Annotated in this window: 21 protein-coding genes; 16 read left to right on the top strand and 5 right to left on the bottom strand. The window is 53.3% G+C overall.

What is annotated here, in order from left to right:
* Positions 1-7 precede the first annotated feature (7 nt).
* A complete protein-coding gene (locus HMPREF3192_RS02205) occupies positions 8-1,240 on the bottom strand; it encodes a cation diffusion facilitator family transporter (protein ID WP_231723330.1) in 1,233 nt (410 codons plus the stop codon).
* A 256-nt stretch (positions 1,241-1,496) separates the two neighbouring features.
* Here HMPREF3192_RS02205 and HMPREF3192_RS02200 point away from each other — a divergent pair, with 256 nt between their 5' ends.
* Together HMPREF3192_RS02200 and HMPREF3192_RS02195 are read left to right on the top strand one after the other, a co-directional pair.
* A complete protein-coding gene (locus HMPREF3192_RS02200) occupies positions 1,497-3,968 on the top strand; it encodes an ATP-dependent helicase (protein ID WP_066304955.1) in 2,472 nt (823 codons plus the stop codon).
* A gap of 1 nt (position 3,969) precedes the next feature.
* Positions 3,970-4,686: a 5'-methylthioadenosine/adenosylhomocysteine nucleosidase gene (locus HMPREF3192_RS02195; protein ID WP_066304953.1), complete on the top strand. Its 717-nt coding sequence runs from the start codon at positions 3,970-3,972 to the stop codon at positions 4,684-4,686.
* 30 nt (positions 4,687-4,716) lie between these two features.
* On the opposite strand, the gene HMPREF3192_RS02190 is transcribed toward HMPREF3192_RS02195, so the two are convergent.
* Complete coding sequence (locus HMPREF3192_RS02190; RefSeq protein WP_066304951.1) at positions 4,717-5,583, bottom strand: DegV family protein; 867 nt, start codon at positions 5,581-5,583, stop codon at positions 4,717-4,719.
* A 241-nt stretch (positions 5,584-5,824) separates the two neighbouring features.
* Here HMPREF3192_RS02190 and nhaA point away from each other — a divergent pair, with 241 nt between their 5' ends.
* Positions 5,825-7,243 (top strand): Na+/H+ antiporter NhaA, encoded by a 1,419-nt coding sequence (gene nhaA / locus HMPREF3192_RS02185; protein WP_197414541.1) that lies wholly within the window; start codon positions 5,825-5,827, stop codon positions 7,241-7,243.
* Here the strand turns inward: nhaA and HMPREF3192_RS07065 are convergent.
* Positions 7,200-7,547 carry a hypothetical protein gene (locus tag HMPREF3192_RS07065; protein ID WP_331696489.1) on the bottom strand — a complete coding sequence of 116 codons (348 nt, stop codon included), beginning with the start codon at positions 7,545-7,547 and terminating at the stop codon, positions 7,200-7,202. The genes nhaA and HMPREF3192_RS07065 overlap by 44 nt on opposite strands.
* Positions 7,548-7,635: 88 nt before the next feature.
* Between HMPREF3192_RS07065 and HMPREF3192_RS02175 the strand changes: the two genes are divergently transcribed.
* From HMPREF3192_RS02175 to HMPREF3192_RS06595, 9 genes are all read left to right on the top strand, one after another.
* A complete protein-coding gene (locus HMPREF3192_RS02175) occupies positions 7,636-8,961 on the top strand; it encodes an aspartate aminotransferase type Ic (RefSeq protein ID WP_082715567.1) in 1,326 nt (441 codons plus the stop codon).
* A gap of 194 nt (positions 8,962-9,155) precedes the next feature.
* The gene (locus tag HMPREF3192_RS02170) at positions 9,156-9,881 is read left to right on the top strand and encodes a tetratricopeptide repeat protein (protein ID WP_066304947.1); all 726 of its coding nucleotides are present in this window, start codon (positions 9,156-9,158) and stop codon (positions 9,879-9,881) included.
* Positions 9,882-9,995: 114 nt separating this feature from the next.
* On the top strand, positions 9,996-10,316 hold the full coding sequence (locus HMPREF3192_RS02165) for an STAS domain-containing protein (RefSeq protein WP_066304946.1): 321 nt from the start codon (positions 9,996-9,998) through the stop codon (positions 10,314-10,316).
* Positions 10,317-10,325: 9 nt separating this feature from the next.
* The gene (locus tag HMPREF3192_RS02160) at positions 10,326-11,078 is read left to right on the top strand and encodes a twin-arginine translocase TatA/TatE family subunit (protein WP_066304943.1); all 753 of its coding nucleotides are present in this window, start codon (positions 10,326-10,328) and stop codon (positions 11,076-11,078) included.
* 30 nt (positions 11,079-11,108) lie between these two features.
* Complete coding sequence (gene tatC / locus HMPREF3192_RS02155; RefSeq protein ID WP_066305135.1) at positions 11,109-11,897, top strand: twin-arginine translocase subunit TatC; 789 nt, start codon at positions 11,109-11,111, stop codon at positions 11,895-11,897.
* A gap of 78 nt (positions 11,898-11,975) precedes the next feature.
* Positions 11,976-14,642: a DNA topoisomerase I gene (locus HMPREF3192_RS02150; RefSeq protein WP_066304941.1), complete on the top strand. Its 2,667-nt coding sequence runs from the start codon at positions 11,976-11,978 to the stop codon at positions 14,640-14,642.
* A gap of 15 nt (positions 14,643-14,657) precedes the next feature.
* Entirely contained in the window at positions 14,658-15,290 is a 633-nt protein-coding gene (tmk, locus tag HMPREF3192_RS02145; protein WP_066304940.1) for a dTMP kinase, read from the top strand.
* Complete coding sequence (locus HMPREF3192_RS02140) at positions 15,283-16,515, top strand: DNA polymerase III subunit (protein ID WP_082715566.1); 1,233 nt, start codon at positions 15,283-15,285, stop codon at positions 16,513-16,515. Before tmk ends, HMPREF3192_RS02140 begins: the two co-directional genes overlap by 8 nt.
* Complete coding sequence (locus HMPREF3192_RS06595; RefSeq protein WP_082715565.1) at positions 16,515-18,005, top strand: PSP1 domain-containing protein; 1,491 nt, start codon at positions 16,515-16,517, stop codon at positions 18,003-18,005. Before HMPREF3192_RS02140 ends, HMPREF3192_RS06595 begins: the two co-directional genes overlap by 1 nt.
* A 146-nt stretch (positions 18,006-18,151) precedes the next feature.
* Here HMPREF3192_RS06595 and dtd read toward each other — a convergent pair whose 3' ends face one another.
* The gene (dtd, locus tag HMPREF3192_RS02130; RefSeq protein WP_066304938.1) at positions 18,152-18,604 is read right to left on the bottom strand and encodes a D-aminoacyl-tRNA deacylase; all 453 of its coding nucleotides are present in this window, start codon (positions 18,602-18,604) and stop codon (positions 18,152-18,154) included.
* Between the two features lie 27 nt (positions 18,605-18,631).
* Positions 18,632-20,182, bottom strand: a complete 1,551-nt coding sequence (locus HMPREF3192_RS02125) for a carboxypeptidase M32 (RefSeq protein WP_066304937.1) — start codon at positions 20,180-20,182, stop codon at positions 18,632-18,634.
* 41 nt (positions 20,183-20,223) lie between these two features.
* Between HMPREF3192_RS02125 and HMPREF3192_RS02120 the strand changes: the two genes are divergently transcribed.
* From HMPREF3192_RS02120 to HMPREF3192_RS02105, 4 genes are all read left to right on the top strand, one after another.
* Entirely contained in the window at positions 20,224-21,135 is a 912-nt protein-coding gene (locus HMPREF3192_RS02120) for an HAD-IIB family hydrolase (RefSeq protein WP_197414540.1), read from the top strand.
* A 446-nt stretch (positions 21,136-21,581) separates the two neighbouring features.
* Positions 21,582-22,688: a phenylalanine--tRNA ligase subunit alpha gene (pheS, locus tag HMPREF3192_RS02115; protein WP_066304933.1), complete on the top strand. Its 1,107-nt coding sequence runs from the start codon at positions 21,582-21,584 to the stop codon at positions 22,686-22,688.
* 40 nt (positions 22,689-22,728) lie between these two features.
* Positions 22,729-25,200, top strand: coding sequence for a phenylalanine--tRNA ligase subunit beta (pheT, locus tag HMPREF3192_RS02110; protein ID WP_066304930.1), 2,472 nt, complete (start codon positions 22,729-22,731; stop codon positions 25,198-25,200).
* A gap of 180 nt (positions 25,201-25,380) precedes the next feature.
* Complete coding sequence (locus HMPREF3192_RS02105; protein WP_066304929.1) at positions 25,381-26,127, top strand: GntR family transcriptional regulator; 747 nt, start codon at positions 25,381-25,383, stop codon at positions 26,125-26,127.
* Position 26,128 lies beyond the last annotated feature (1 nt).

Here is a 26,128-nt window from a genome sequence, read left to right as displayed (position 1 = left end):
TTATCACTCATTTCTGTGTGTCGATCTCTAAAAAGTCGTGGTCAATGGTAATGTTGCAAACCGCGTCATCATAGCGCGTGCGAATAATGGTGCAGATAGCCTCGCGAAGCTCCTGATCGCTCATGGGTAGCGTGTCGGGGCGCACACAATCCAGATCAATATGGTGATGCGAATGCGTGTGCGTGCAGCGCACATCATGGATGGTGAGGCGCGGATCGATGGAGCGAATACGCCACGCAAGCCAACTATGCAAGGTTGCCGTATGCGATACGTCGGTAACAATGGGGTCGTAATGCAAAATACACGAAATGCCTTCAGCAAAAAACTCCTGCTCAATGGCATCGAGCACGGCGTGCGCGGCCAACGAATCCATCTCGGCAGGCATCTCGATATGCGCGCTCATAAACAGTCGGCCTGGTCCATAGTTATGCACCATTAAATCATGCGTCGCCAACACCTCGGGGTGCTTCGTAATGGTGGCGTGGATATGGGCGATAAATTCGTCGGATGGTGCACGCCCGAGCAACGGATCAATCGTGGTGACGATAAGTTCGTAGGCGCTGTACATAATGTAGAGGGCCACCCCAAAACTTACCCAACCATCATAATTAAACGGGCTCATGGTGCTGAGCACAGCGCATACAAGAACTGCTGCAGTGGCAATGCCGTCATTTTTTGCGTCGATCGCGGCGGCGTATAAGCTTTCAGATTGAATGCGCTGACCAGCGGATTTGTTAAAGTTTGCCATCCAAAATTTGATAGCAACCGATACAGCGAGCACCACGTAGGTAACGATGCTGTAGTTTGTGAGCGTCGGGCTTATGATCTTCTCGACCGCCGAACGCAACAGTTCAAAGCCCAACACTGCCACGAGCACGGCAACGATCAGCGCACTCACGTACTCGTAGCGTCCGTGCCCATAGGGGTGACCCTTATCGGCAGGTTTTGCGGCCAGCTGGAAGCCGAGAATAGCGACAATGTTTGAGATGGCATCGGTCAGATTGTTGAGCGCGTCAGCACAGATGGACAGCGATCCCGCTGCCAGGCCGATAAGCCCTTTAAAAATGCAAAGTCCCACGTTAAGCGCAATGCCCACAATGCATACCGCCACGCCGTAGCGCTGGCGCGCCAGTGCAGGGGAGGCGCTGATACGCTCGCTGGGCTGGTTCGCGGGCTTTTCGCCGTCGGTATTCTCGCCAGTGCGAGCGTCAAGATATGTGAGCAAAAATTGTTCGAGCACGCAGGTCACTCCAGAGGTAGGGCAAATACAAAAGGTGAATCAAAACAAATGCAGGGTGGATGCAGGATATATACCCACATAATCTTTGCTTATCGTACGAATTGTGATCTGAGTAGCGCGCAACACAGGTTTGCCGTTAGACTTGACTGGTACACAGTAAGGCACAATATGGTCAGCACACAGTGATGTCTTGCTGACAGCGTATACTAGCAACGCAGATTTGGATCAACGCACGAACGTACGTTTTGGAGTAGTCATGGCAATTGATTTTTCGAGTCTTAATCCCGCGCAGGCAAAAGCCGTTGCAACAACCGACGGCCCTTTGTTGGTGTTGGCTGGTGCTGGCTCGGGCAAAACGCGCGTGTTGACCTATCGCATCGCACATCTTATTGCTGACAAAGGCGTGCGTCCGTGGCAAATACTTGCGATCACCTTTACTAACAAAGCTGCTGCCGAGATGCGCGACCGTCTGCAGCAACTGCTTGCCGAACAAACGCGCGGCATGTGGATTTGCACCTTCCACGCCCTATGCGTGCGCATTTTGCGAGACGATGCTGCGCTGCTCGGCTTTAGGCCCAACTTTACGATTTACGATGACGATGACTCTAAACGCCTGGTCAAAGCTATCATGAACGATTTGGAGATCGAGCAAAAATCGTTCCCACTCAATGCTATTCGCGTGCAGATTTCGGCTGCAAAAAATGCGCTGATCATGCCACAAGAAATGGCCGACTCTGCCCAGAGCCCCATGGCGCGAAAAAGCGCCGATGTCTACGATGAGCTGCAAAAACGCCTGCGTCGGGCCAATGCGATGGACTTCGACGATCTTCTCGTCTATGCTTACATGCTTTTGAGCGGCTTTCCTGAGGTGCTCGCAAAGTACCAGGACCGCTTCTCGCACATTTCGGTGGACGAGTATCAGGACACGAACCATGTGCAATACAAAATTACGAATCTTTTGGCGGCGCGATCCAAAAATTTGATGGTCGTGGGTGACGATGATCAGTCGATTTATTCGTGGCGCGGCGCCGATATTCAAAATATTTTTGATTTCGAGAAGGACTATCCAGATGCCGTGGTGGTTAAACTCGAGGAAAACTATCGTTCAACAGGTCATATTCTGGCGGCGGCCAACGCCGTGGTGGCGCACAATATTCATCGCAAGGCCAAGCAGCTATTTACATCGCGTTCGTATGGCGATAAGGTCCAGCTGTATCAGGCGGCGGACGAACGCGATGAGGGGCGCTGGATTGCATCGGAAATCGAGTCCTTGCATCAGAATAATACCAGCTACGATGACGTGGCAGTCTTTTATCGCACCAATGCGCAGTCGCGTATTTTGGAAGATATGTTTTTGCGCGCGGGCGTTCCCTACAAAATCGTGGGTGGCACGCGCTTCTTCGATCGTCAGGAAATTCGCGATGTCATGGCCTATATCAAGCTCGTGGTGAACCCCGACGACGACGTTGCGGCGCGCCGCGTCATCAACGTGCCTCGTCGCGGCATTGGTACGACGTCGGTTGCCAAAATTTCGGAGTTTGCGCAGCGTTACGGGCTGTCGTTTTTCTCGGCAGCGCAGGCGTGCATTGCCGAAGAGGGCCTCTTGAGCACGAAGGCGCGCAATTCGCTGGCGACCTTTACGAGCGCTATCGAGGCTTGCCACTATATGACGGGCGAGCTGCCCGACGTGGCGCAAGCGATTGTCGATAAAGCGGGGCTCATTCAAGCCTACCAGGCTGAGAACACCGTCGACGCGCGCAGTCGTATTGAGAATATCCAGGAATTCTTTGGCGTCGTTGCCGAATTTGACGAAACGCACCAGGATACCGACCAGTTGCTCGAATCGTTAGCGCAGCTCAAAGAGGCGGGCGTGCTGGGGGCCGACGAAAGTGTGCAGGGTGGCGCGTCAGTCGCCGAGGCAGTTGCTGCCACGCAGCCCGCAGCGCCGCAGCCCGCAGCCGTGTCAACAGCCGCAGAGCCCTCGTCGTCGCCGTTGCGTCGTCCTGCTGTTGCCGAACAAAAATTGCAAGCACTGGTCGAATGGCTTGCCCTGCGTAGTGACCTAGATACCCTTGCGGGTTCGTCAAGTGCAGTAACCATGATGACCGTGCACGCCGCTAAAGGTTTGGAATTTCCTGTGGTCTTTGTCGCAGGTATGGAAGATGGTATTTTCCCGCATACTACCTTTGGTGCCGATCCCGCCCTTCTCGAAGAGGAGCGCAGGCTTGCCTACGTGGCTATCACCCGCGCCCGTCGTCGCCTGTATTTGACCTACGCCGTTATGCGCCGAAGCTTTACCTCAACGCAAAATAATCCTCGCAGCCGTTTTGTAAACGAAATCCCTAATGAACATGTGCATCTGGTAGGCGTTGGTTCGGCGGGCTTCTCGGGTGTTGGTTGGGAAAAGCGCGGTGACCGTCGCGGTACCTTTGGTTCTGGTCAGGGTTCGGATATGTATGGCGGCCGCGTGTTTGGTTCCGCCACCCGCTCCTCCAACACGGCGCACCGCCAGTCAGATACACAAAAACAGCAGGCACGCATGCAAGCGCAAGCCAACCCCACGTATCAGAGTTTTGCGGTAGGCGATAAGGTCGCGCATAAAACCTTTGGTACGGGAATAGTGCTTTCGGTCGATGGCGATATTATTGAGATAGTATTTAGCCGTACGGGCAAAAAGAAAAAACTCATGAAGGGTTTTGCACCGCTCACAAAAATAAAGGACGAGTAGCATGAAACTGGGTATTATCTGCGCCATGGATGTCGAAGCGGAGCTTTTATGTGACGTTTTGCAGCAGCCCACTACCACCCACCGCGCTCACACCACGTTTATGGAAGGCACGCTTGAGGGATGCCCCGTCGTAGTGGTGCGCAGCGGGATTGGGAAAATTAATGCCAGTGTGTGTACGCAAATTCTTATCGATCTCTTTGGCGTTACGCACATTATCAATTCTGGTGCGGCGGGCTCGCTCGATAATCGCATTGCCATTGGAGACATTGTGGTTTCGTCCGATGCGGTGCACCACGATGTTGACGCACGCATTTTTGGCTACGCTCAAGGCGAGGTGCCTGGCCTGCACACCCGCGCATTTCCTGCCGATACAACCCTGCAGCAGGCCTGCGTCGACGCCTGCAAGCGCAGCGAGTGTACCGCTGACGTTTTTGTGGGACGCGTTGTTTCGGGTGATCAATTTATTGCAGATCGCGAAAAAAAGCAGCAGCTCGCCCACGACTTTAAGGCGTTGTGCTGCGAGATGGAAGGCGCCTCGGTTGCACAAACCTGTTGGCTCAATAACATTCCCTTTGTGATTATTCGTGCCATATCCGATAAGGCCGACGATTCGCAGCAGGTAGAATACCCCGTGTTCGAGAAAACAGCGGGGCATACCAGCGCACAGGTTGTATTGTTTTTGGCAGAATACTTAGCGAATACCACGGCGCAGCACTAGCGCTGTAGCAGCCAGCTAGCACGATACGGACTACTCAAAAATGTTGGGCTGCACACACATGCCCACCAAATCGGGACCTGTATGTACAAGCAGCTCAGGTGGCGCCTGTGTATGAATAACCTGCGCAATGTTGGTTAGACGCTCGCGTATAGCGCGTTCAAGCTCGCGCGCACACTCCTGAGAGTTCGACGAGCAAATCCCCACAATAACGCTGGAAAACTTTTGCGCATAGCACGCCACAAAATTAACCTCTTCTTGCAGCGCCTTCTGAAACCCTCGTGCCTTCTTCACAGGTGCATATTTGCCCTTGGGTGTGCACGTAATCACAGGCTTGATGTTTAAAATGGAGCCCAAACGATAGGTCGCTTCGGAAATGCGCCCACCTTTGCGCAGGTACGACAGGGTTTTTGTAGAAAACCAAAGACGGGTATTCTCGGTAAGCTGCGTACATTTTTGAATGATGTCTTCGTACGCGACACCCTTTTCGGCCAGCAATGCTGCAGCCCGCACAATAAGTCCCGCCCCCAAGCCAATGTTTTTGGTATCGAGCACGGTCACAGGAAAGTCGGCATAGTCGCGGGCGATAAGACCGACCGTTTGATTCGTTGACGAAAGCCCACTCGAAATCGTGACGATAATCGCTTTTTGATAGCCGTCAGCGCGCGCCTGTTCCAAGGTTTTTTGGATGGCGTCGGGCGAGGGGAGCGAGGTCGTTGGAATTTCTTTCTCGAAGCTCTGTATGACCTCAGCAGAACTTATGTCGACCATGGATCGATAGCTCGAACCGTCGGTATAGTTAATGCGCAATGGTATAATGCGAATATCATGCGCCTGTATAAACGAGATTCCTGGATCGGTACCAGAGTCTGCAATGATAGCGATGTGCTGAGTGTTCATAAGCAACTTCCTTTTGTGAACAGAATCAGAACAAGAAGAACAAAATTGTCTGAAGCTTTTTGAAGCGAGCGTACGCCTGCGCCAAAGCCTGTCTGTGTTAGTCTAGCTTCAGCATAACTTCAGTATAGAACATTACGCCCTGCACGAAGCGCTATGTGCCGTGCGAAACAGTATGCCCCGCACAAGACAGCATATGCTGTCGAGAAGACCTACGAAGATAGTATGAGATGAAGGAGTTACTATGGCCCCACGTTCTGGTAAGCCCGCGATGCAAGAACTGCCAAAGCGTTCGACCATTATTCGCGAGACATCGGTGGTAAACCGCCTTGTTAAACGTTCGAAAGTAAGTAAATTTTTGTCGAACGGCACCGTTTCGGCGGCGGTAATGGTATTTGCCGCGCTTCTGGCCGTTATGGTTGCCAACTCGGCAATGTACGAACCGCTCCATCAATTTTTTATGACTGATCTGAGCATCGGGGTAGGATCTTTTGCTATAAGCATGAGTATCGAAGCCTTCGTCAACGATTTTCTCATGGCTATATTCTTCTTGCTCGTGGGCATCGAACTCAAATATGAAGTGACCGTCGGACAGCTGCGTCGCCCGCGGCAAGCGGCGCTTCCCATGCTTGCGGCAGTTGGCGGCGTGGTAGTGCCTGCCTGCGTGTATATCTTTTTTAACGCGTCGGGTCAAGCGCACGGCTGGGCCATTCCCATTGCCACCGACATCGCCTTTGCCTTGGGCGTTATGTCGCTTTTGGGCAACAAAATTACACCCGAGACAAAAGTCTTTTTCCAAACGCTGGCCATCGCCGACGACATTTTGGCCATTGTGGTCATCGCGGTATTTTACGGGCAGACTCCGTCCGTTTTTTGGCTCGCTGCCTGCGGCGTTGCCATGTTGGGGCTCTGGAGTCTTAATAAGGCGCGCATCTACACGGTCAAGCCGTACCTTGTGGTTGGTCTTCTCTTATGGATTTGTATGTATAAATCTGGCGTGCATGCTACGCTCGCGGGCGTTATCCTGGCCTTTTTCTTGCCCGCACGATCCGACATTCGTCTGAGTGCTCTGCGCGATTGGCTCAATGGACAGGCGCGCAAATTGGATGATGTGTACAACGACGAGACCCACATTTTGGGTCAGCACAGTTTTACTAAAAATGCCGAGAAGGTCGAGCACGTGTTACATCACGTCACACCGCCGCTCGTCCGCGTTGAGCGCGAAATTTCCGTGCCCGTGCATTTTATTATCTTGCCGCTCTTCGCGTTTTTGAATGCGCAGGTGCGCCTCGTAGGTGCTGATTTTGGCGCGCTTATTACTGATCCCATTGCGATGGGTGTCTTCTTCGGTGCGGTTATCGGTAAGCCGATTGGTATCGTGGGTGTGACGGTGGCGCTAGTGCGCGTAGGATTTTCTCGTCTGCCCAAGCATGTCAGCTGGAGCCAGATTATGGCGGTGGGTATTATGGGCGGCATGGGCTTTACGATGTCCATCCTCATTGCCTCGATGGCCTTCCCCGATCCAGCAGAAGTTTTAGCTGCTAAATGCGCTATTTTGCTGGGAAGTGTTGCCGCGGGCAGTCTCGGTATTGTGTCCGTACGCCTCTACAACTCGTCGCTTATGAGACGGTTCCGTAGACGTAGCCCCATCCGTGAGCAGTAATAATCGAATTAAGCTGATCGCACATACGACTGCGTGAATAGGTTCCTGCGGGGAGCAGATCGACCACTTCAAGCAAATCGGCGGGAAGATCTTCCATCTCGGCTCGAATGCTTAAGTCAAGATGAGAAACCCGCTTGGTGTTTTTGTACAAGCTATCGATAAGACGCTGCAGCTCACCATAGCCTTCGGCTCGAGCTGCAGTGTGTTGCTGTGTGAGTCCTGTGGCGTGCTTCTGCGCTGCGCGTGCGTGTGCGTGTGCTTCGCGCCAGCCGTGTGCTTGCGCTCTATGTGCCTGTGTTGTCATAAAGTCTCAATTCGTCGTATGGACATTGCTATACTACCCAATAGCAAAGTATATGACATACCCAGGACGTATAACGTTTGGAGTGAGCGTGTCTTCTTATTATCAATCATTAAGCGATACTCAGCTTGCACAAGAGGCTACAAAGCTCGAAGAGTTGATACGAACAATTGCAGATAAAAAGTTTTGTCTTGATATGGCTCGCGGCAAACCAAATCCCGAGCAGGTCAATCTTTCGCGCCCCATGCTTGACGTGCTCAATCACGCCAGCGATCTTATCGATAATACCGTCGATGCTGCAAATTATGGTTACATCGAAGGTCTGCCTTCAGCGCGTAAGCTCGCCGCCGAGATTTTGGATGTGAGCTCCGAACAGGTGCTGGTAGGGGACTCCTCGAGTTTGAGCATCATGTATGACACGCTGCAGCACGCATACATTCACGGCATCGCGGGGTGTGCGCCTTTTGCACAACAGCTTGCACGGCAAAAAGAACTGATCTTTTTGTGTGTGTGTCCTGGCTACGATCGCCACTTTGCGCTGACCGAGGCGTTTGGTTTTATGAATGTTCCTGTGTCGTTGACGCCAGACGGTCCCGATATGCAGCAGGTTCGTCAGTGGGTGGAACACGACGAGCACGTCAAAGGCATTTGGTGTGTCCCGAAGTATGCCAATCCCAGTGGCATTACCTATTCCGACGAGGTAGTTCGTGCGTTTGCAGCGCTTAAGCCCGCCGCCGCCGATTTTAGGATTTATTGGGACAATGCCTATTGCATGCACGATATTTTTGAGCCAGCCGACGAACTTCTCAATATCTTTACGGCGCTGAACGAGTGCGGAAAAAGCAATTTGGTGTATGAATTTGCCTCAACCTCTAAGATGACCTTCCCTGGCTCGGGTATGGCATGGGTTGCGGCGTCGCCTGACGACATTGCCGAGCTCAAGGCTGGTTTTTCTATTCATCGCGTGTGTCCCAATAAGCTGTCGCAGCTTGAGCACGTGTTATTTTTACAATCAAAAGAGAAGATCCGCGAGCTCATGCGTCAGCACGCGCAGTTTTTGCGTCCGCGATTTGAGTTGGTGCTTACCAAGCTGCAAGCGCAGCTTGCAGACCTTGGTATTGCTAGCTGGTCGCATCCAAAAGGTGGTTACTTTATTTCGTTTGAAGGACTCGACAACTCAGCAAAACGCATTTGTGCGCTTGCAGCGCGTTTGGGCGTCAAGCTTACGGCAGCGGGTGCTTGCTGGCCTTATGGGAAGGACCCACGAGACTCGAATATTCGCCTTGCACCAAGCTACCCAACGCTCGAACAGCTCGATGCCGCTCTTGATGTATTTGTGACATGCGTGAAGTATGTGGCGCTGCAGCTCGAACAAGAGCGTCGCGCCGACACTGGTGCCAACGCTGATGCCCGCTGACGCTCCGTGCGGCTCGACCGATCTTCTCGTCCCGCGCAACGAGACCGCACGCTTCTCAAATTTGTAGCATTCGTGTTGTGAATTTCCGCTGCCGCATTTTTTATGTAATACTTGTTTGACACTTTATATATAGTAAGTGCAAAGAGAACGCTCAGCACTCAAACCGAAGCACCACCTAATCGTGAGGAACGAATATGGATCAACATAAAAAACGGAAGAACAACAGGCAAAAGCGCGCAACCGTGGTAATCGTTGGCGTTCTTGCCGTGCTCATGGTGCTTTCCGTCTTGCTCCCGTCGCTTTCTTCTTTCTTAATGGCTCGCCAAGCGCAGCAAAATGGCGCACGGCAAACGAAAAAAATTTCGAGTATGAAGGACGTTGATAACATCTACAAAGATGCTGTTACCAAGCAAGAAGCTAAAGTTTCTTCTGACGAGAAGAACATCGACGAGATCTTTAAATTGGGCAACACCTATATGGCATGGGCGGGTTCTGCAAGCTCCTTTATTAAGGACGATACTGCCAAAGCACATGTGCAAGATCTGTACACCAAGGCTGTTGCACAGTATGAAAAATACTTGAAGCAAAAAGAGACACCCGAGGTACGCACCCGTTTGTATATGTCTCAATTTTTAGCGGGCAAAACCGATGAGGCACGCAAAGCGCTTGAAGAGTACACCGCTGGTGAAGGTAAAGACTTTGCGATGGCATGGTTGTACCTGGGCTTGATGTACGAAGCAAATCAAAAGGTTGATGCAGCAAAAGATGCTTATGCAAAGGCTGTCGCTGCTGATCCCGATAATAAAGCAAACGTGAAGAACTACGCACAGTCGCATATCGACGAGCTCAACAAGCCGCAAAAATCAGGCTCTGGCGCACAGGGTTTGAAGGATGCCCTTGGTAATCCAGCTCAAAAGTAGCACCACAAAGGGGTGTCATGCGCAGTACCAACGTGCGCTATGAAGCAGCACCATAACGCAGCGCCGAACATGAGCACCACATGCTGCATTGGGACTGCCTGAGGAAGGAAGAGTATGGAACTTGCAGTTTCTTTTACACATACGGCAGATACAACTACGATGGTAGTAAGCGGCGAGGTCGACGTCTCGTGTGCCGACACCTTGCGCAACGCGCTGACCCAAACGCTTGCGAACCCCGATGCAAAAACTATTGTTGTTGACCTTGCACAGGTAAGCTACATTGACTCTACAGGTATTGGCGTGCTTGTTGGCGCCGCCCACAAGGCCGCCGACTCGCAGCGCCACTTGACCTGCGTCAACCCCCAAAAGAATGTTGCTCGTGTTTTGACACTCTTAGGTGTTGCCGATGAGCTTCATGTGGTAACACAGGACTAGGAGGTCTTTGTGTTTGGTATTGGCGAGACCGAGCTCGCACTCATTTTACTTTTTGGCTTTTTGCTCTTTGGCCCCGACAAGCTGCCTGGTATAGGCAGGACTGTTGGTCGAGCCCTTCGGCAAATGCGCGCCGCGCAGGACAACGTCACCAAAGTGCTGCAAACCGAGCTTTTCGACCCCATGAACGAGAGCGCCCAGGATAACACAAGCTCCAAGATCGAAGATGAGCTTGATGCCGATAAGGACAGTGCTTCAAAAAAGGAAACGTTTGCCCAAAAGAAGGCCAGCGCCGAGCAGGAAAATTCTTCATCTCCTGCTGCCGATAAGACCGATGAGGTCAAAGCAGCTTCTGATGAGATTGACGACAAACCTACAGAGACTGCAAGTGATTCCGAGGGTACGGACGAGAAGACCAGCGAGCAAGACTCAGGCGAACCAGCCAAGGAGTCCACAAACAAACCTGTAGACGAGCCTACAAACAAACCTGCCGAGGTAACTACAACCGAAGAGTCCGCTGCCGACAAACCAGCCGAACCTGCTGATCCCAAATCAGCTTCGGCATTGTATGGTTTATACGAGCCAGCAAAACCCGTGGTCGTGGTGGCCTCCAAAAAACAAAGTACTTCTCAGCCAATGTCGGTCGAACCAGCCGAACCAGCGCAAGCCGAAGCAACTGAAGCAGCGGCCCCGCAGTCAGCACCCGCCTCAGAACCAGAACCTAAGGATGCAAGCGATTCAGTAAAGGAGGGAGGGACGAGGTAGCTTATACGCACGATGCCCATCCCGTTGCATATGCCTATTGGACCAGCTCGCATGCCCCTGCTCGACCACTTGGGAGAGCTTCGCCGCCGTCTTACGATCATCGTCGTTGCCCTGTTGATAGCAACGGTGGTGTTATACGAGGCAACGCCCGTATTGATCGACATTTTGATCGATCCCATTCGCGAATATATTCCCGACGGACAGCTAACCGTGCTGACCGCTCTGGGTGGTTTTACCATACGTTTTAAACTTGCTATGTACGCATCGCTTATCGTCTGCACGCCCATTGTCGTGTGGGAGGTACTTGCGTTTTTCCTGCCTGCGCTCAAGCCCAATGAGCAAAAATGGGTGGTGCCTACGGTCGCCGCCCTTATCGTCTTGTTTTATTTGGGCATGATCTTTTGCTATTTTGTAGCGCTGCCCGCAGCCTTTGGTTGGCTCTATGAGCAGGCAGCCGACTTTGCGCGCATCATTGCGCAGGCAGAAGATTATATCGATATGATCGTGCTTCTCGAAATTGGTTTTGGCATTGCCTTTGAGCTGCCTTTGGTGGTCTTTTACCTGACTGCGTTGCACGTATTGCCCTATGCAACCATTCGTGGCGCCTGGCGCTATGTGTATGTCGGGCTCATGGGCCTGTCGGCAGTGGTTACTCCCGATGCCTCGCCCGTTACCATGATTTTGATGTTTGCCGCACTCATTTCTTTGTATGAGCTTTCGCTGATGATTGCTCGCCAGGTCATTATCGTGCGCGATGGTAAAGCCGCTCTTCGATGGACGCGTGAGGATTACGCGAATCGCGACCAAGGCCAAGGCTAAGACCAACCGTATAGACGCATGAGCTTAGCGGTACATACACAAGTAGTTGCATAAGCTTATAGATAAAGGAGTATGCGAGTGAAACTCGTTGTCGCAGAGAAAAATGATGCCGCTCTTCAAATTGCACGCCTTTTGAGCGACTCGGCAAAGCCGGTGGTCGATAAGGTCTACCACACGCCCGTGTATCGCTTCGAACACGAGCAGGAGGCGTGGGTCAGCATTGGTTTGCGTGGCCACATTTTGGAACCGAGTTTTCCTGCGGAGTTGCACTACAAAAAGCGTGATGGGTGGTTTGCTATAAGCGAGCGGGGAGAAGTGCTTTCCTGTGATGTGCCCTCGACGCTTCCCACACCTCCTTTTGCTACGAAACGCCGCCCCTATATGGCCGACGGTATTTCCATTAAATCGTGGAATCTGGCGAGCTTGCCCTACTTGGTCTGGGCCCCTGTCGAGAAGCTCCCCGCAGAAAAAGAAATTGTCCGTGCTCTCAAAAATCTTGCGAAAAAAGCGGACGAAATCATCATCGGTACCGACTTTGACCGTGAAGGTGAGCTCATTGGTTCGGATGCCTTGCTGCAAATTCGCGAGGTCGCACCTGACGTTCCCGTGAGTCGCGCGCGCTACTCTGCCTTTACAAAAGCCGAGATTGATCATGCTTTTCGCAACCTTGTTGACCTGGATCAAGACTTGGCTGATGCTGGAGATTCGCGCCGCTACATCGACCTCATTTGGGGCGCCGTGTTGACACGCTATTTGACTGTGGCGAAGCAAAGTGGCTTTGGCAATACGCGTTCTGCTGGCCGCGTGCAAACGCCGACTCTAGCGCTGGTTGTTGAGCGCGAACGCGAGCGTATGGCCTTCGTCCCGCAAACCTACTGGCTTTTAACGAGCATGGCTTCTGCAGCTGGTGTGCCCGCTGCGCCAGCCGAGAAGACCGCGCAGGCTGCGGCTGGTGCGCCTGACGACAGTTTTAAAATCTCCCACACACAAGGTCGCTTTTTTGACGCTGACGCAGCTCAGGCAGCGTTTGCGGCGGTCGACGGCGTGAAGCAAGGACGTGTGGTAGAAGTCACTACCCGCCAGCGCAAACAAGCACCTCCAGCACCGTTTAATACAACCTCACTGCAAGCGGCAGCTGCTGCCGAAGGACTTTCGCCTGCACGAACCATGCGTTTGGCGGAATCCTTATACATGGAAGGTCTTATCAGCTACCCGCGTGTCGATAATACCGTCTACCCCTCATCGCTTAATTTGCGCTCGGTAGTGGGAACCCTTAAGGCGGTTCCAGCCTACCGTGCAGCCTGCGAGCAGATTTTATCGCAAGCAAAATTGCACCCCACGCGCGGCAAGCAGCAGACGACGGATCACCCGCCCATTTATCCCACAGCGGCGGTAAGTCCCGAAAAATTGACGCCTGCCGAGTGGAAGCTCTACAACTTGATTGCGCGTCGCTTTTTAGCAACCTTGCTTGACGCTGCTCTTATCGAGCAAACAAAACTGAAGATCGATGTGGCTGGCGAGCTTTTTGCCGCATCGGGCGATGTTCTTAAAGCCCCTGGTTTTCGGAGCATTTATCACTACGGTCTTAAAAAGGATGAGCAGCTTCCAGCTTTGCAGCAGGGTGACGAAGTCAGTTTGCACGACACCACGTTGACGCAAAAGCAAACGGAGCCTCCTGCGCGCTACAGCCAGGGCAAGTTGATTCAAGAAATGGAGCGCCTGGGGCTGGGAACCAAGTCGACTCGTGCGTCCATGATTGAGCGCCTGTACGCGGTGAAATATTTGAAGAATGATCCCGTTGAGCCAAGTCAGCTGGGTATGGCTATTATCGACGCTTTGCAAACCTATGCGCCGCACATTACCTCTCCCGAGATGACCAGTAAGCTCGAAGAGGATATGACTAACGTTGCGCAGGGTAGTGACACTCAGTATGAAGTGGTTACGCACTCGCGTTCGCTGTTGGCTGACATGATGGATGGTCTTATCGACCATACACAAGATTTGGGTGACGCGATTTCCGATGCCGTGACCGCCGATGCGCGCGTGGGCGCTTGCCCCGTCTGCGGCAAAGATTTGGTGCTTAAGTCTTCGGCCAAGACGCGTGGCAATTTTATTGGCTGCATGGGCTGGCCCGATTGTGACGTGACCTATCCTGTTCCCTCGAACGTGCGCATTGAGGCGCTCCACGGCGCCGCGGCTTGCTGTAGCGAGTGTGGTGCTCCGCGCATTAAGTGCAAGCCATTTAGGGGCAAGGCGTTTGAAGTGTGCGTGAATCCAGCGTGTTCGACCAATCAGGAGCCTGATGTCGTGGTTGGCGTTTGCCATGTGTGTGCACAAACGGGCGCGACAGGCGAGCTTGTGGCGCACAAGTCGGAGCGCACGGGTAAGCGTTTTATTCGCTGCACGAATTACGAAACCTGTCAGACGAGCTATCCCTTGCCTGCGCGTGGTGCCTTAACGGCGACACAGGAGCAGTGCCCCGACTGCGAGGCACCGCTGGTTATCGTGCAAACTGCGCGCGGTCCGTGGAAGCTCTGTCCCAATCTGGACTGTCCTTCCAAAGAAAAAGCGTCTGCTCGCGGTAGGCGCTCGAGCAAGGCCGCTTCTGGCAAAAAAGCTGGCACCACTAAGGCTGCGACCACTAAGGCTGGTGCCAGCAAAAAGGCGAGCACATCGAGAAAATCGACGAGCGGGAAAAAGACGACCGCAAGTACCAAGACCGCAAGCGACGAGAAATCCTCATAGTGGTGACGCAGAGCTATGGCAGGAATGTTTATTACATTTGAAGGCATTGATGGCTGTGGTAAAACCACGCAGATCAAACGCTTAGCGCATACGCTTCGTAGCTCGGGGCTTTCGTTGGTGGAGCTTCGCGAACCTGGTGGTACTACCATCTCGGAACGTATTCGCGAGCTTTTGCTTGACGTGCGCAACCATGACATGAGCGACGAATGTGAGTTGCTTCTGTATGAAGCCTCTCGTGCACAATTGACGCAGCAGGTTATTCTTCCTGCCTTGCAAGATGGCAGCATCGTTTTGTGCGACCGCTTTTTTGACTCAACGACGGCGTATCAAGCGGGCGGTCGTGGTCTCGACGAGCAGCTCGTGAGCCGTGCCAATGCGCTTGGCTGCTGCGGCGTGATCCCTACACGAACACTGGTATTTGATTTGGATCCCGAAGAGGCCTATGCCCGCGCTACACAAACGACGCCCGACCGTCTTGAAGCGGCAGGCTTGGCGTTTCAAAAACGGGTGCAGCAGCGCTTTATGGGTCTTGCGCAACAAGAATCTGATCGTGTGAAACTCATTGATGCATCAGGAACAATACTGCAGGTAGAAGCGCGTGTGAAGCGTGAGCTTGCTGACATCTTTGTGGAGCTTGCCGATGAGTAGTGTCAACTCGCATGCCATCCCGCAAGCCGCCTCGAAACCCGTCGAGCAACTCGCCTCACAAGCTTTACAGCATATGACGACACAGCCTCGTGCTACCTCATTTTTGCAGGCCGCACTGAGTAGCCATAAACTGTCGCATGCATATTTGTTTGTCGGTGCCACTTCTGTCGAAAGAGCACAGCTTGCCCAAGCACTTGCGCAAAGCCTCGTCTGTCCGCAAGTGGGCGATACGACCTGTCATGAATGCCTGCGCGTTGCTCATCGTAGCCACCCTGACGTGCATTGGTATGCTCCAGCAGGCGTTGCTGGTTATTTGGTGAGCCAAGTGCACGATCTTATCGCCGATGTCGCAATGGCTCCCGTGCGCGCAGCCAACAAGCTGTATATTGTGCAAGATGCCGATATGCTTTTTGATAGCAGCGCCAATGCCCTGCTCAAGACCATTGAAGAGCCACCTGCAACGACGGTGTTTGTGCTTCTGGCGCGCTCGTTGCAAAGCGTGCTTCCCACCATTGTGTCGCGTTGTCAGATTATTCCGCTGGTGCAAACCTGCGATGCCGATGCGCTGCCAGCTGTGCAAAGCGTGTCGGGCATTTGTGACGAGCGTGCTGCCATTGCGCTTGCCTTAACGGGAAACGCCGCTGATGCCATTGCTTTTTTGGCATCTCCGCTTCGGCAAGAGGCACGTCGTCAAGTGCTCGATCTTCTCTTCAGGCTCGCACATATGAATGCCTGGGAAATTTTGCAGGCTGCGCAGGCGTTAACGGAGCTCGTGATGCCTGCATCCACGAAGACGGCGATGAAGTCGACCGCAAAAGCGTCCACCGCTAGCGATATCGACGGCAGTTCCGCAGATGAGCCCACCGACGAGGAGCTCCACGAGGCGTCCATTCAAGAACAGTATCTGTCCAAAAAAGCACAGTCGACCATCGAGGCGCAAAAAAAGCGCGAGCGAACCTCGCAGAATCGTTTGGGTATGATAGAAGTACTCAATGTCATACAGCGGGTGCTTCGTGATGCGCTTTTATGCTGCGAGCATATGGAGCAGTCTGTCGAGAATACCGATGTGGCGCACAAAATTGTGCGCTTGGCACGCACGACAAACTCCCAAGCAGTGCTCGAGGCGCTCAAGGCCACGGACGTTGCCATTCGAGATATCCAACAAAATGTATCACCGCAGCTAGCCCTTGAGGTCATGCTGTTATCCGCCAAGGAGGCCCTGTAATGCCCACCGTTTTACCGGTGAAATTTTCATATAGTATTCATGACCTGTGGTTTGATCCAAATGATTGCGGCGCCGTGATGGGCGATCATGTTATTGTGACCACCGAGCGCGGCTGCGAAATAGGCCTGACCACCCGCGACGCCTTTGACGTCCCCACGGAAGAGTTGGGCGACACCCTAGGCGAAGCCACATTGTCCAGCGTCGTGCGCATTGCCACAGATGAAGACCTTGCACATGCCGACGATCTTGCCATCCAGTCCGAGCGCGCTCTTCCCATCTTTAGTGAGCTGGCAAAAAAATGCGAGCTCGATATTAAGCCCGTGGCCGTCGAATACCTGTTTGATGACGAGAAGGCCGTCTGTTATTTTGTGGCAGACGATCGTGTTGATTTTCGTCAGCTCGTGCGCGATTTGTCGCATGCGCTGCAAAAGCGCATTGACATGCGTCAGATTGGTGTGCGCGAAGAAGCCGCCATCGTGGGCGGTTTTGCTCACTGCGGACAAGAATTATGCTGTCGCAGATTTGGTCGTCCTTTTGAACCTGTTTCGATTCGCATGGCCAAAGAGCAGGATTTGCCCCTGAATTCGGCAAAGATTTCGGGCGCCTGCGGCAGGCTTATGTGCTGCTTGCGCTATGAATTTGAGGCGTATCGCGACTTTAAGTCTCGTGCACCAAAGCGCAATACCCTCATCGACACACCCCTAGGTACAGCAAAAATTATTGAGTACAACACGCCCAAAGAGGAGATTTCGCTGCGCCTCGAAAGCGGTAAGCAGATTCGCATCCCTCTGGCTGACATGGACGCGTCTCCTGCCGCTTGCGCAAAAGCCAAGGCGCACGGCTGCGGCTGCCGTCCCGATAGCGTTTCTCGTTCGGCGCTCGATCGCTTGAACTCGCCCGAGATTCAGGTGGCCCTCGCGGAGCTCGATCGTAAAAACGGTTTTTTGCCTCCCGAGCCCGACGACGATATGCATCTATTTATTGATTTTGATACCGATACGGTTCGTAAAAACACCCGCTCACAGGGGCGGCAGGGCTCGCGCAACCGCAGTTCGCAGGGCTCACAAGCCTCACAAGGACGTGCCTCCAAAGGTCGCACTGCTAGGCGAGAAGATCAACGCGACGACCGACGCGATCAGCGCGCTTCGTATAGCCCCGTCGCCGAGAATGGCACCGAAAATGCTATTTCCCCGCGTAAACGCCGTCGTCATAATACCTCACATGAAGAGGACGCCTTCTCGGCAAGCTCTGCGTCATCTGCATCTGCACCATCTGCGGCATCACGCCACAAGAGCACACATGTGGTGACACATATCGATGCGCGTGGTGTGAGTAGTCGTGGTGTGAATCCTCGTAGCGCAAGCCCGTGTGATGCGGGCGGTTCTGGGACAAGTCGTCATCGCCGTCCAGGCGATAAGGGCGTGTCTCAACCCACCGTTACGATACCAGTGCGTCACCGTCGTAGACGCTCCCAGAATGAAAATGAGTAATAGCTGAAGATACATAACAGCTACAACCAAGTGCAAAAAAGCAGGCTGCCCCAAAGGCAACCTGCTTTTGTTGCATGTTCGCAAGATCGTCGAGTGCGCAAGGCTAAGCTTGAGCGCTCGAAGCTGCGTTGGGCCTAAGCTTGTGGCTAAAAGCCTAGTTCTTTAGTATCAAGCCAAATGGTCACGGGACCATCGTTTACGAGTTCAATCTGCATATCGGCGCCAAAAACACCCTGATCAAGTGTTGGAATATCACCGCGCGCAAACTCGCAGAACTTCTCGTACAGCGCAGAGCCTGTCTGCGGAGAGGCAGCCTGAATAAACGACGGGCGCCTTCCACGGCGAGCATCGGCATACAATGTAAACTGGCTCACGATCAGCGCGTCGCCTTCAATATCAGCCAGCGAAAGGTTCATTTTGCCCTTCTCGTCATTAAAAATGCGAAGGTTGTAAATTTTGCTCCAAAGCTGCTGGGCGGTCTTTGCGGTATCATCTTCCGCGACGCCGAGCAGTATCATGAGGCCTTTTTGGCAGCTGCCCACGACCTCGGAATCTATGGACACCCGTGCGTGGGTGACGCGTTGAATACAAGCCCTCATGCGATCTCCTTACGATGTGTAGCCGGTTTACAGCTGGTAAATGTCCGAGAATTTCTTCTCGAGATACTCAGTGTAAAAACGAGGATCAAACTTTGCACCGACGGCCTGCTCGAAGAGTACCAAAGGATCTTTACTGCGGCCATAGCGCCAAATGCGGCTGTGCAGCCACTCACGAATGGGCTCAAGGTCGCCCGATGCAATCACGCCGTCAAAGTCCATGCCCTCTTCTATCATCTTGGCGGCAAGCTGGTTTCCGTAGGCGCTACCCAACGCATAGGTGGGGAAGTAGCCAATGCAGCCATCTGACCAGTGCATATCCTGCAGTGCACCCACGCTGTGGTTGGGGACGTCAATACCCAGATAATCCTTGTATTTTTGTGCCCATACACGCGGAACATCGCGGGCTGTGATGTCACCTGCGAAGAGCTCCTGCTCCATCTCGTAGCGGATCAAAATATGCAGGGGATAGGTGAGTTCGTCGGCATCCATGCGGATGAGTGACGGCGTGACGCGATTCTCGGCAGCATAAAATGCATCAAGCTTGACGCCGCTCATGCGCTCGGGGAAGTACTTGGTAAGGAGGTCGAGCAAAACAGGGGCAAATGCTTTGCTGTGACCCACGATATTCTCGAAAAAGCGCGACTGCGTTTCGTGCATGCCCATGCTCGTGCCACCTTTAAGGCAGGTGTAATTGTAGTGGCTGTCTACGCCTTGTTCGTATAGGGCATGGCCACCTTCGTGCAGGATTGAGAAGATATTGGATAAAACGTCATGTTCATACACATGCGAGGTCACGAAGACGTGCTGCGTGGTCAATGAATCCGTAAAGGGGTGCTCACTTTTGGCCAAGACCAGTGCATCGGTGTCGACACCCTCGAGTTTGATGAGTTCGCGGCCAAGCTCCCATTGCAGACCTGGATCAAACGCCCCCTCGACGCAGGCGCGACTTGGCTGATACTTGTGGGCGACAATGCTTTTGACCAGCGGCACAACCGTCTTTTTAACCGCCTCGAAGAAGTTGTCGTACAGTGCTCGATCGCAACCAGGCTCAAACTCATTGAGCCACACATCATAAGGACTCTTCGAGGCATCCTTATAGCTGGCAATATGCTTCATGCTTTTGACGATCTTATCGAGAAGGGGCTCGAAGCTTGCCCAATCGCCACTGATTTTTGCCTTATGCCATACGTCGCCCGCCTCGGCACGCAGGCGCGTAAAATCACTGGCAACGTCAAAGGGGATGTCGGCCTGCTGCGCGCGATCGCGCGAGAGGATGCGCACTTGGGCCGAGCGGGTTTCATCAAGTTCGCCGCACTTATCGGCTTGGCGCAAGCGCTCTAAGAGCTCGCCTGTATCGGGGCTGCACAGCAGTTTGCGCTGCTCCTCATCAAAAACGGTCAGCGCTTCACCGCGTCCAGCTGCTGCCTTGACGGGATCAACCGTGGTGCCATTAAAGTAAATGCTGGTAGATGCATAGAGAAACGCAAACAGGCGTTTCTCGATACTATCGAGTTCGGCAAGGTCGTCTTGCAGCTGTTCTTGCAGCTGTGTATGTTGTGGGATGGTATTTGCATTCATAGATGACCTCCTTATGCGCATATAATACATATGCACCTATTATGCATGATATACGCACGGGCACGCTGCGCGAGAACAATTCTGGAGGTCTTGTGATTAAGCTCATACTTTCCGACATCGACGGCACGATACTCCCGTATGGCGAAAAGCAAATTTCGCCTAATATGCTGCAAGCTATTCACGAGGCACAGGAGGCGGGTTTATATTTTGCTCCGTGCACGGGACGTGGACAGCCCTGGTTGCATAGCATTTTTCGAGAGGATGCGCGCACGTATGCGACTTGCGTTGCCGCCAATGGGCAATCGGTTTATTTAAATGGAAAGCTCCTTCGTCAAGCGGAATTTTCGGTCGCTGAACTGCTGCCACTGTTGGAGGCGTGCTTTGGTCGGCTAAACACGGGCGTGTATTGCTTTGTTGAGGGCATTCCTCATATTTTGTGTGGCGACCGCGTGGTGCTGGCACAAAGTTTTGCTGCGTATGCGCGCGGCGCGGTTGGGCACGACTACGACGGGCAGCATACGCTCGAAGAGCTCGATGCCGATCTGGCGGCGCTTGTGGGCATCGATAAGGTCAACGTGTTTACCGAGCTCGATCTTGCAAAAACCCACGAGCTGTGCGATGAGCTTCAGCAAGCTTTGCCGCAGTGGGATTTTGACGTGCCTAACCCTGGTCTTCTCAACGTTATGAAAAAAGGCTGGAACAAGGCTGCTGGCATTGATGTTTTAGCAGAAGCGCTAGAGATTTCGCTTGATGAGGTCATGGTGTTTGGCGATGGTGGCAATGATGTTGCCATGCTCAGGCACGTGAAGCATTCCGTTGCCGTTGCGGGTGCTGTTCCCGAGGCGGCTGCGGTGGCAAACTGGCGCACGGGCAGAGTGGAAGACGATGCGGTAGCTCATAATATTCGTGCGTTGTCGCAAGGAAAATTCCCATTTTCATCGTCGGTGTGCTAAGCTATGCTGCAAGGCGTTGACGGAGAGGGTTCTTCTCGGCGTAATTGTAGACAGAGAAGGTATTCGAGGTTGAGAAATACCTATGCAATTCGAGAAGGGCGTTCACTCTAGCAGCCGTGACCTGAACGTTGGAATAAGTGGTGCGAGGTGCATTGGGCTCGCCGCATAGAGTTCGTAAGGCGACCACCGCGCGTGCGAGGTACGTAAGGCGCCAGCCGTGAGTGTTCCAATCAGTAGGTGATCCGTTTTTCTCACGATACGAGAATCAATAAGGGGATGTTTGCCCGTTTGCATTCGCGCGAACCCGCGCACATGCACAGCGTTGCGCACGCTCGTGTACGCGAACAGCAAACATTAATCAAGGTGGTACCGCGGAAAAATTTTCGCCCTTGAGCTTTACGAAGCTTGAGGGCGTTTTTTATGGAACATTTGAGAAAGGAAACTCGATGTCGCTTATCGATAAGCTTACAAGCATTGCACAGCAGGCAACAGCTGAGCTTGCTTCAGCTACGACCTTGGACGAGCTTGAGCACATCCGTGTCGTCGTGATGGGCAAAAAAGGCACGCTTGCAGCTGTTTTGCGTTCGATGGGAACGGTAGATCCCGCCGAGCGTCCCCTGGTGGGAAAAAAGGCGAATGAAGTGCGCACCGAGTTCGAGGCCCTCCTCGGCCAGCGCAAAGCGGATTTGCAGCAGCAAGCGCTGCAGGCGCGCATGAAGGCCGAGGCTGTTGACGTAACCTTGCCAGGTACCCCGCATACGCTTGGTACGCAACATCTCATTTCTCAGATTGTGGAAGAGATCGAAGAATTTTTTGTGGGTCTGGGCTATAGCGTACAAGATGGCCCCTATGTCGAGACGACCTATTACAATTTCACCGCGCTTAATGCTCCCGAAGATCATCCGTCTCGTTCGCCGCGCGATACCTTTTATCTGCGCGATCGTACGCAAGGCACCGCTGCCGCTGACACCGCTGGCCCCGCAAGTGCCGGCAACTACCCCGCGCGCGTCCAGGGCGAGTCGGACATATTGTTGCGCACCCAAACTTCGGGCGTGCAAATCCACACGATGGAGGAACAAAAGCCACCTATTTATATGATTTGCCCAGGCACCGTTTTTCGCCCCGATACAGCTGATGCCAACCACCTGCCGCAATTTACACAGATCGAAGGCCTGGTTGTTGACGAAGGCATTACCTTTGGCGACCTCAAGGGAACCCTTGACCATTTTTGTCGTGCCATGTTTGGTGCCGACCGTGCCACGCGCTATCGACCGCACTTTTTCCCCTTTACGGAGCCGAGTTGCGAAGTCGACGTTTCGTGCAACATTTGCCACGGCAGCGGTTGCCGTTTTTGCAAGAACACGGGCTGGCTCGAGATTTTGGGCTGCGGTATGGTCGATCCCAACGTCTTTGGTTATGTTGACATTGATCCCGAGAAGTACTCTGGCTTTGCGTTTGGTATCGGCGCCGAACGTGTCGCGGCGCTTCGTTATGACCTGCCCGACCTGCGCATGCTTATAACAGGCGATATGCGCTTTTTGCAACAATTCTAATCGACAATCGACTCTAATTGATAACTGAAAGGCATTTCCTATGCGTATCTCATATGAATGGCTCAAAACTATGGTCGAGCTCCCCGATGACCCACAGGATCTGTGTCGCGAATTTGTTCGTACGGGCACAGAGGTCGAGACTGTCGAGAATACTGGCGAAGCGTTTGACCATATCGTCACTGGTAAAGTGGTCGAGAAGACCGCGCACCCCGATTCTGATCACCTGTGGGTAACCAAGATTGATGTCGGTTCGTTTAGCACCGACGAGCAGGGCAATCCAGCACCACTACAAATTGTCTGCGGCGCTCAAAACTTTAACGAGGGCGATCACGTGGTCACCGCCCTTATCGGCGCTCATTTGCCAGGCGGCATCACCATTAAAAAATCGAAGCTGCGCGGCGTTGAGTCGTACGGCATGAATTGCTCGGAGCGCGAGTTGGGACTGGCGCCAGATTCGGTGGGCATTATGATTTTGCCGCCTGATGCTCCCGTGGGCGTATCATTTGCCCAGTATGTAGGCTTGGCTGACACCATCATCGATGCCGAAATTACGCCTAATCGTCCCGACTGCTTGTCGATGTACGGTATTGCGACCGAAGTAGGCGCCATTTACGATACCGATGTGCATCTCGACGATCCCACGATTACCCCTACGATTCAAAACGAACATACCCCTGCAACAAAAGATCAGCTTGAGGTGTGTATCGATGATCCAGAGCTCTGCTGCCGTTACGTCGCACGCGTAATGCATGGAGTAAAAATTGGTCCCAGTCCCGAGTGGCTTGCTCGTCGCGTTAACGCCGCAGGTACACGCAGTGTCAACAATGTCGTAGATATTACCAACTACGTGATGTATCTGACGGGCCAGCCTTTGCATGCCTTTGACCTGCACAAACTCATGCGTGCTGACGACGGCAAGTACCACATCGTCGTGCGTGCCGCGCATGAAGGCGAGCAGCTTGTTACCCTCGATGGACAAACGCGCACCCTCACGCCCGACATGGCTCTTATCAGCGATAATGGCGAGAAGCCCGTCGCGCTTGCTGGCGTTATGGGCGGGCAAAACTCCGAAATCGACGATGATACCACCGATATTTTGCTCGAGAGCGCGGTCTTCTCGGCAGGACATATTTCGCGCACGAGTCGCAATCTTGATCTGATGAGTGAAGCGTCGATTCGCTACGAGCGCCAGGTCGATCCCACGCAATGCGACCGCGCGGCTTCGATTGCGGCGGCCTTGTTTGAACAAATTTGCGGTGCGCAGGTAGCGCAGGGTGCTATTGATTGCGTGGCGCGCTCGTACGAGCATGCGCATATGTCGTTGCGTCCCGGGCGCGTTCGCCAGCTCTGTGGTGCCGATATTGCCGATGCTGATATGCAGCGCTTTTTGCGTCGTTTGGGCTGCAAGCTTGACTGCACAGAGTTGCCCTGGAAGGTTGTAGCGCCTGCGAATCGTCCCGATCTGACGCGCGAAGCTGACATGATTGAGGAAATTTTGCGCCTCTGGGGCATGGATCGCGTCACGCCGACGTTGCCAGCTGCAAAAAACCATGTTGGTGGCCTTACGCTGGATCAGAATCGTGTGCGCATCATCGGGCAAACGCTGCGCAGCTGTGGCCTGCACCAAACGACGACCTATTGCTTTGCTGATCACAGCGATCTTGCGCGTTTGCAGATGTCGGAGGATGGACGCGGTCTTCCCGTAGAGCTGCTTGACCCCTTGGTTTCCGATCAATCCGAGATGCGCCGCAGCATCATTCCGGGTCTTTTGCGCTGTGTTGCGTACAACCTTGCGCACGGCGTTGACGATATTGCGCTGTACGAACAGGGTCGTTGCTTCTTTGGAAGCGCAGACGCAGCTCAGCCTGACGAGCCCAGCTTTGTGTCGGCTGTCCTGTGCGGAGCAGCTGGTGAGGCTGCGTGGAATCATAAGCCTGCAAGCTACAACTTCTTCGATGCGAAGGGTGCGATCGAGACGCTGCTCAAAGCCCTGCGTATCCAAAAGGCGCGCTTCGAGGTTGCCGATCCCGAAGCTTATGACTGGCTTGCACCAGGGCAAGCGGCAACTATCCAAGTGGCTGGCGAGAAGCTCGGCTGGGTCGGCGCTCTGCACCCGCAAGCCTTGCACAACTTTGATATTGACGTTCCCGTCATCGCCTTTGAGCTCGCACAAGACGTGCTGCTCAAGCACGCCGTCCGCGAGTTGCCTTATCAAGCAATTCCGACGCATCCCGCAGTGCAGATGGACATCGCTCTTATCGTCAATGAATCGGTGAGCGCACAGGTGCTCATGCAACGCATACATTCTGCTGCTGGCCCGCTGCTGACAAAGGCAACGCTGTTTGATGTCTACCGCGACGATGATCTGAAGCGCGCGAACAAAAAGTCCATGGCTGTATCGCTGCTCTATCGTGCGTCTGATCGAAGCTTGACATCCGAGGAGGTCGAGAAGATCCACCACAAGATGCTTGCGAAGCTCGAAAAGGGTTTGGGCGCGCAGCTTCGTGCGTAAGGTATGTCATGCTTGCGTCGCACGTAAGCAGTCTGCCTCACTTGCGCGAATGGTGCCGTGCGCGTCGGTTGCGCTCCAGCGCCACAGCGTCCTACCGCCCAGCAAACCAAAAACGGGTTCGCATACAAGACGATTGGAATACGCTAGAATAAACAAAGAGGCTCGTGACGAGGGGATGATATGACAAAGTTCGAAAAATCAGCAGATGAACTGTTATATGTACAGGTTTCGGATTTTGTACGCGAAAAGATCTACTCAAAGCAGTGGGGAGTAGACGATCGCATTCCTTCGGAGCATGAGCTCATGCAGATGCTCGACCTTTCGCGCGGCACCGTTCAAAAAGGCATTAAAACCCTTGTTGACGAGGGGCTTTTGGTGCAGCAGCGGGGTCGTGGCACCTATGTTACGCAGCCTGTTATGGCGCGCCCCTCATCCAACTCGTTACTCTCCTTCGCCGAATCGATGAACGAGCAAGGTATTCCGTATCAAACAACGGTTGTTGAGAAGCGCGTTGAACTTGCTGGCAAAGCTTGTGCCGATGCCCTTGGCATCGGTCGTGGCGAATCCTATTTATATCTTGCGCGCGTTCGAGAAGTGTTCGGTGAGCCCGTCATGTTTATCGAAAGCCACCTCAATCTTTCGGCGGTGCCCGGCCTCGATAAAGCAGATTTTTCTGAAGAGGGACTTTTTGAAGCGGTTGAACGCCTCAGTGGGCATCAGATTGGTAAGTCAGAAATGATTTATAGCGCGCGCACTGCAGGAAAAAAGCGTGCTCAATGGCTGCGTTGTGACGAGCATGCGCCTGTGCTTGATCTCGATCAGCTTGTGCGTCTTGATAATGGGGTACCTGTTGAGTGGGGCAGTGTTTGGCTCCCTGCAAACCGTTGTGTGATAAGTTCAGAAATAGATCGTGTACGGCAATTGTAGG

It is taken from the genome of Atopobium deltae (assembly GCF_001552785.1).
GTDB lineage: Bacteria > Actinomycetota > Coriobacteriia > Coriobacteriales > Atopobiaceae > Atopobium > Atopobium deltae.
This window is presented reverse-complemented; position numbering and strand designations above follow the sequence as displayed.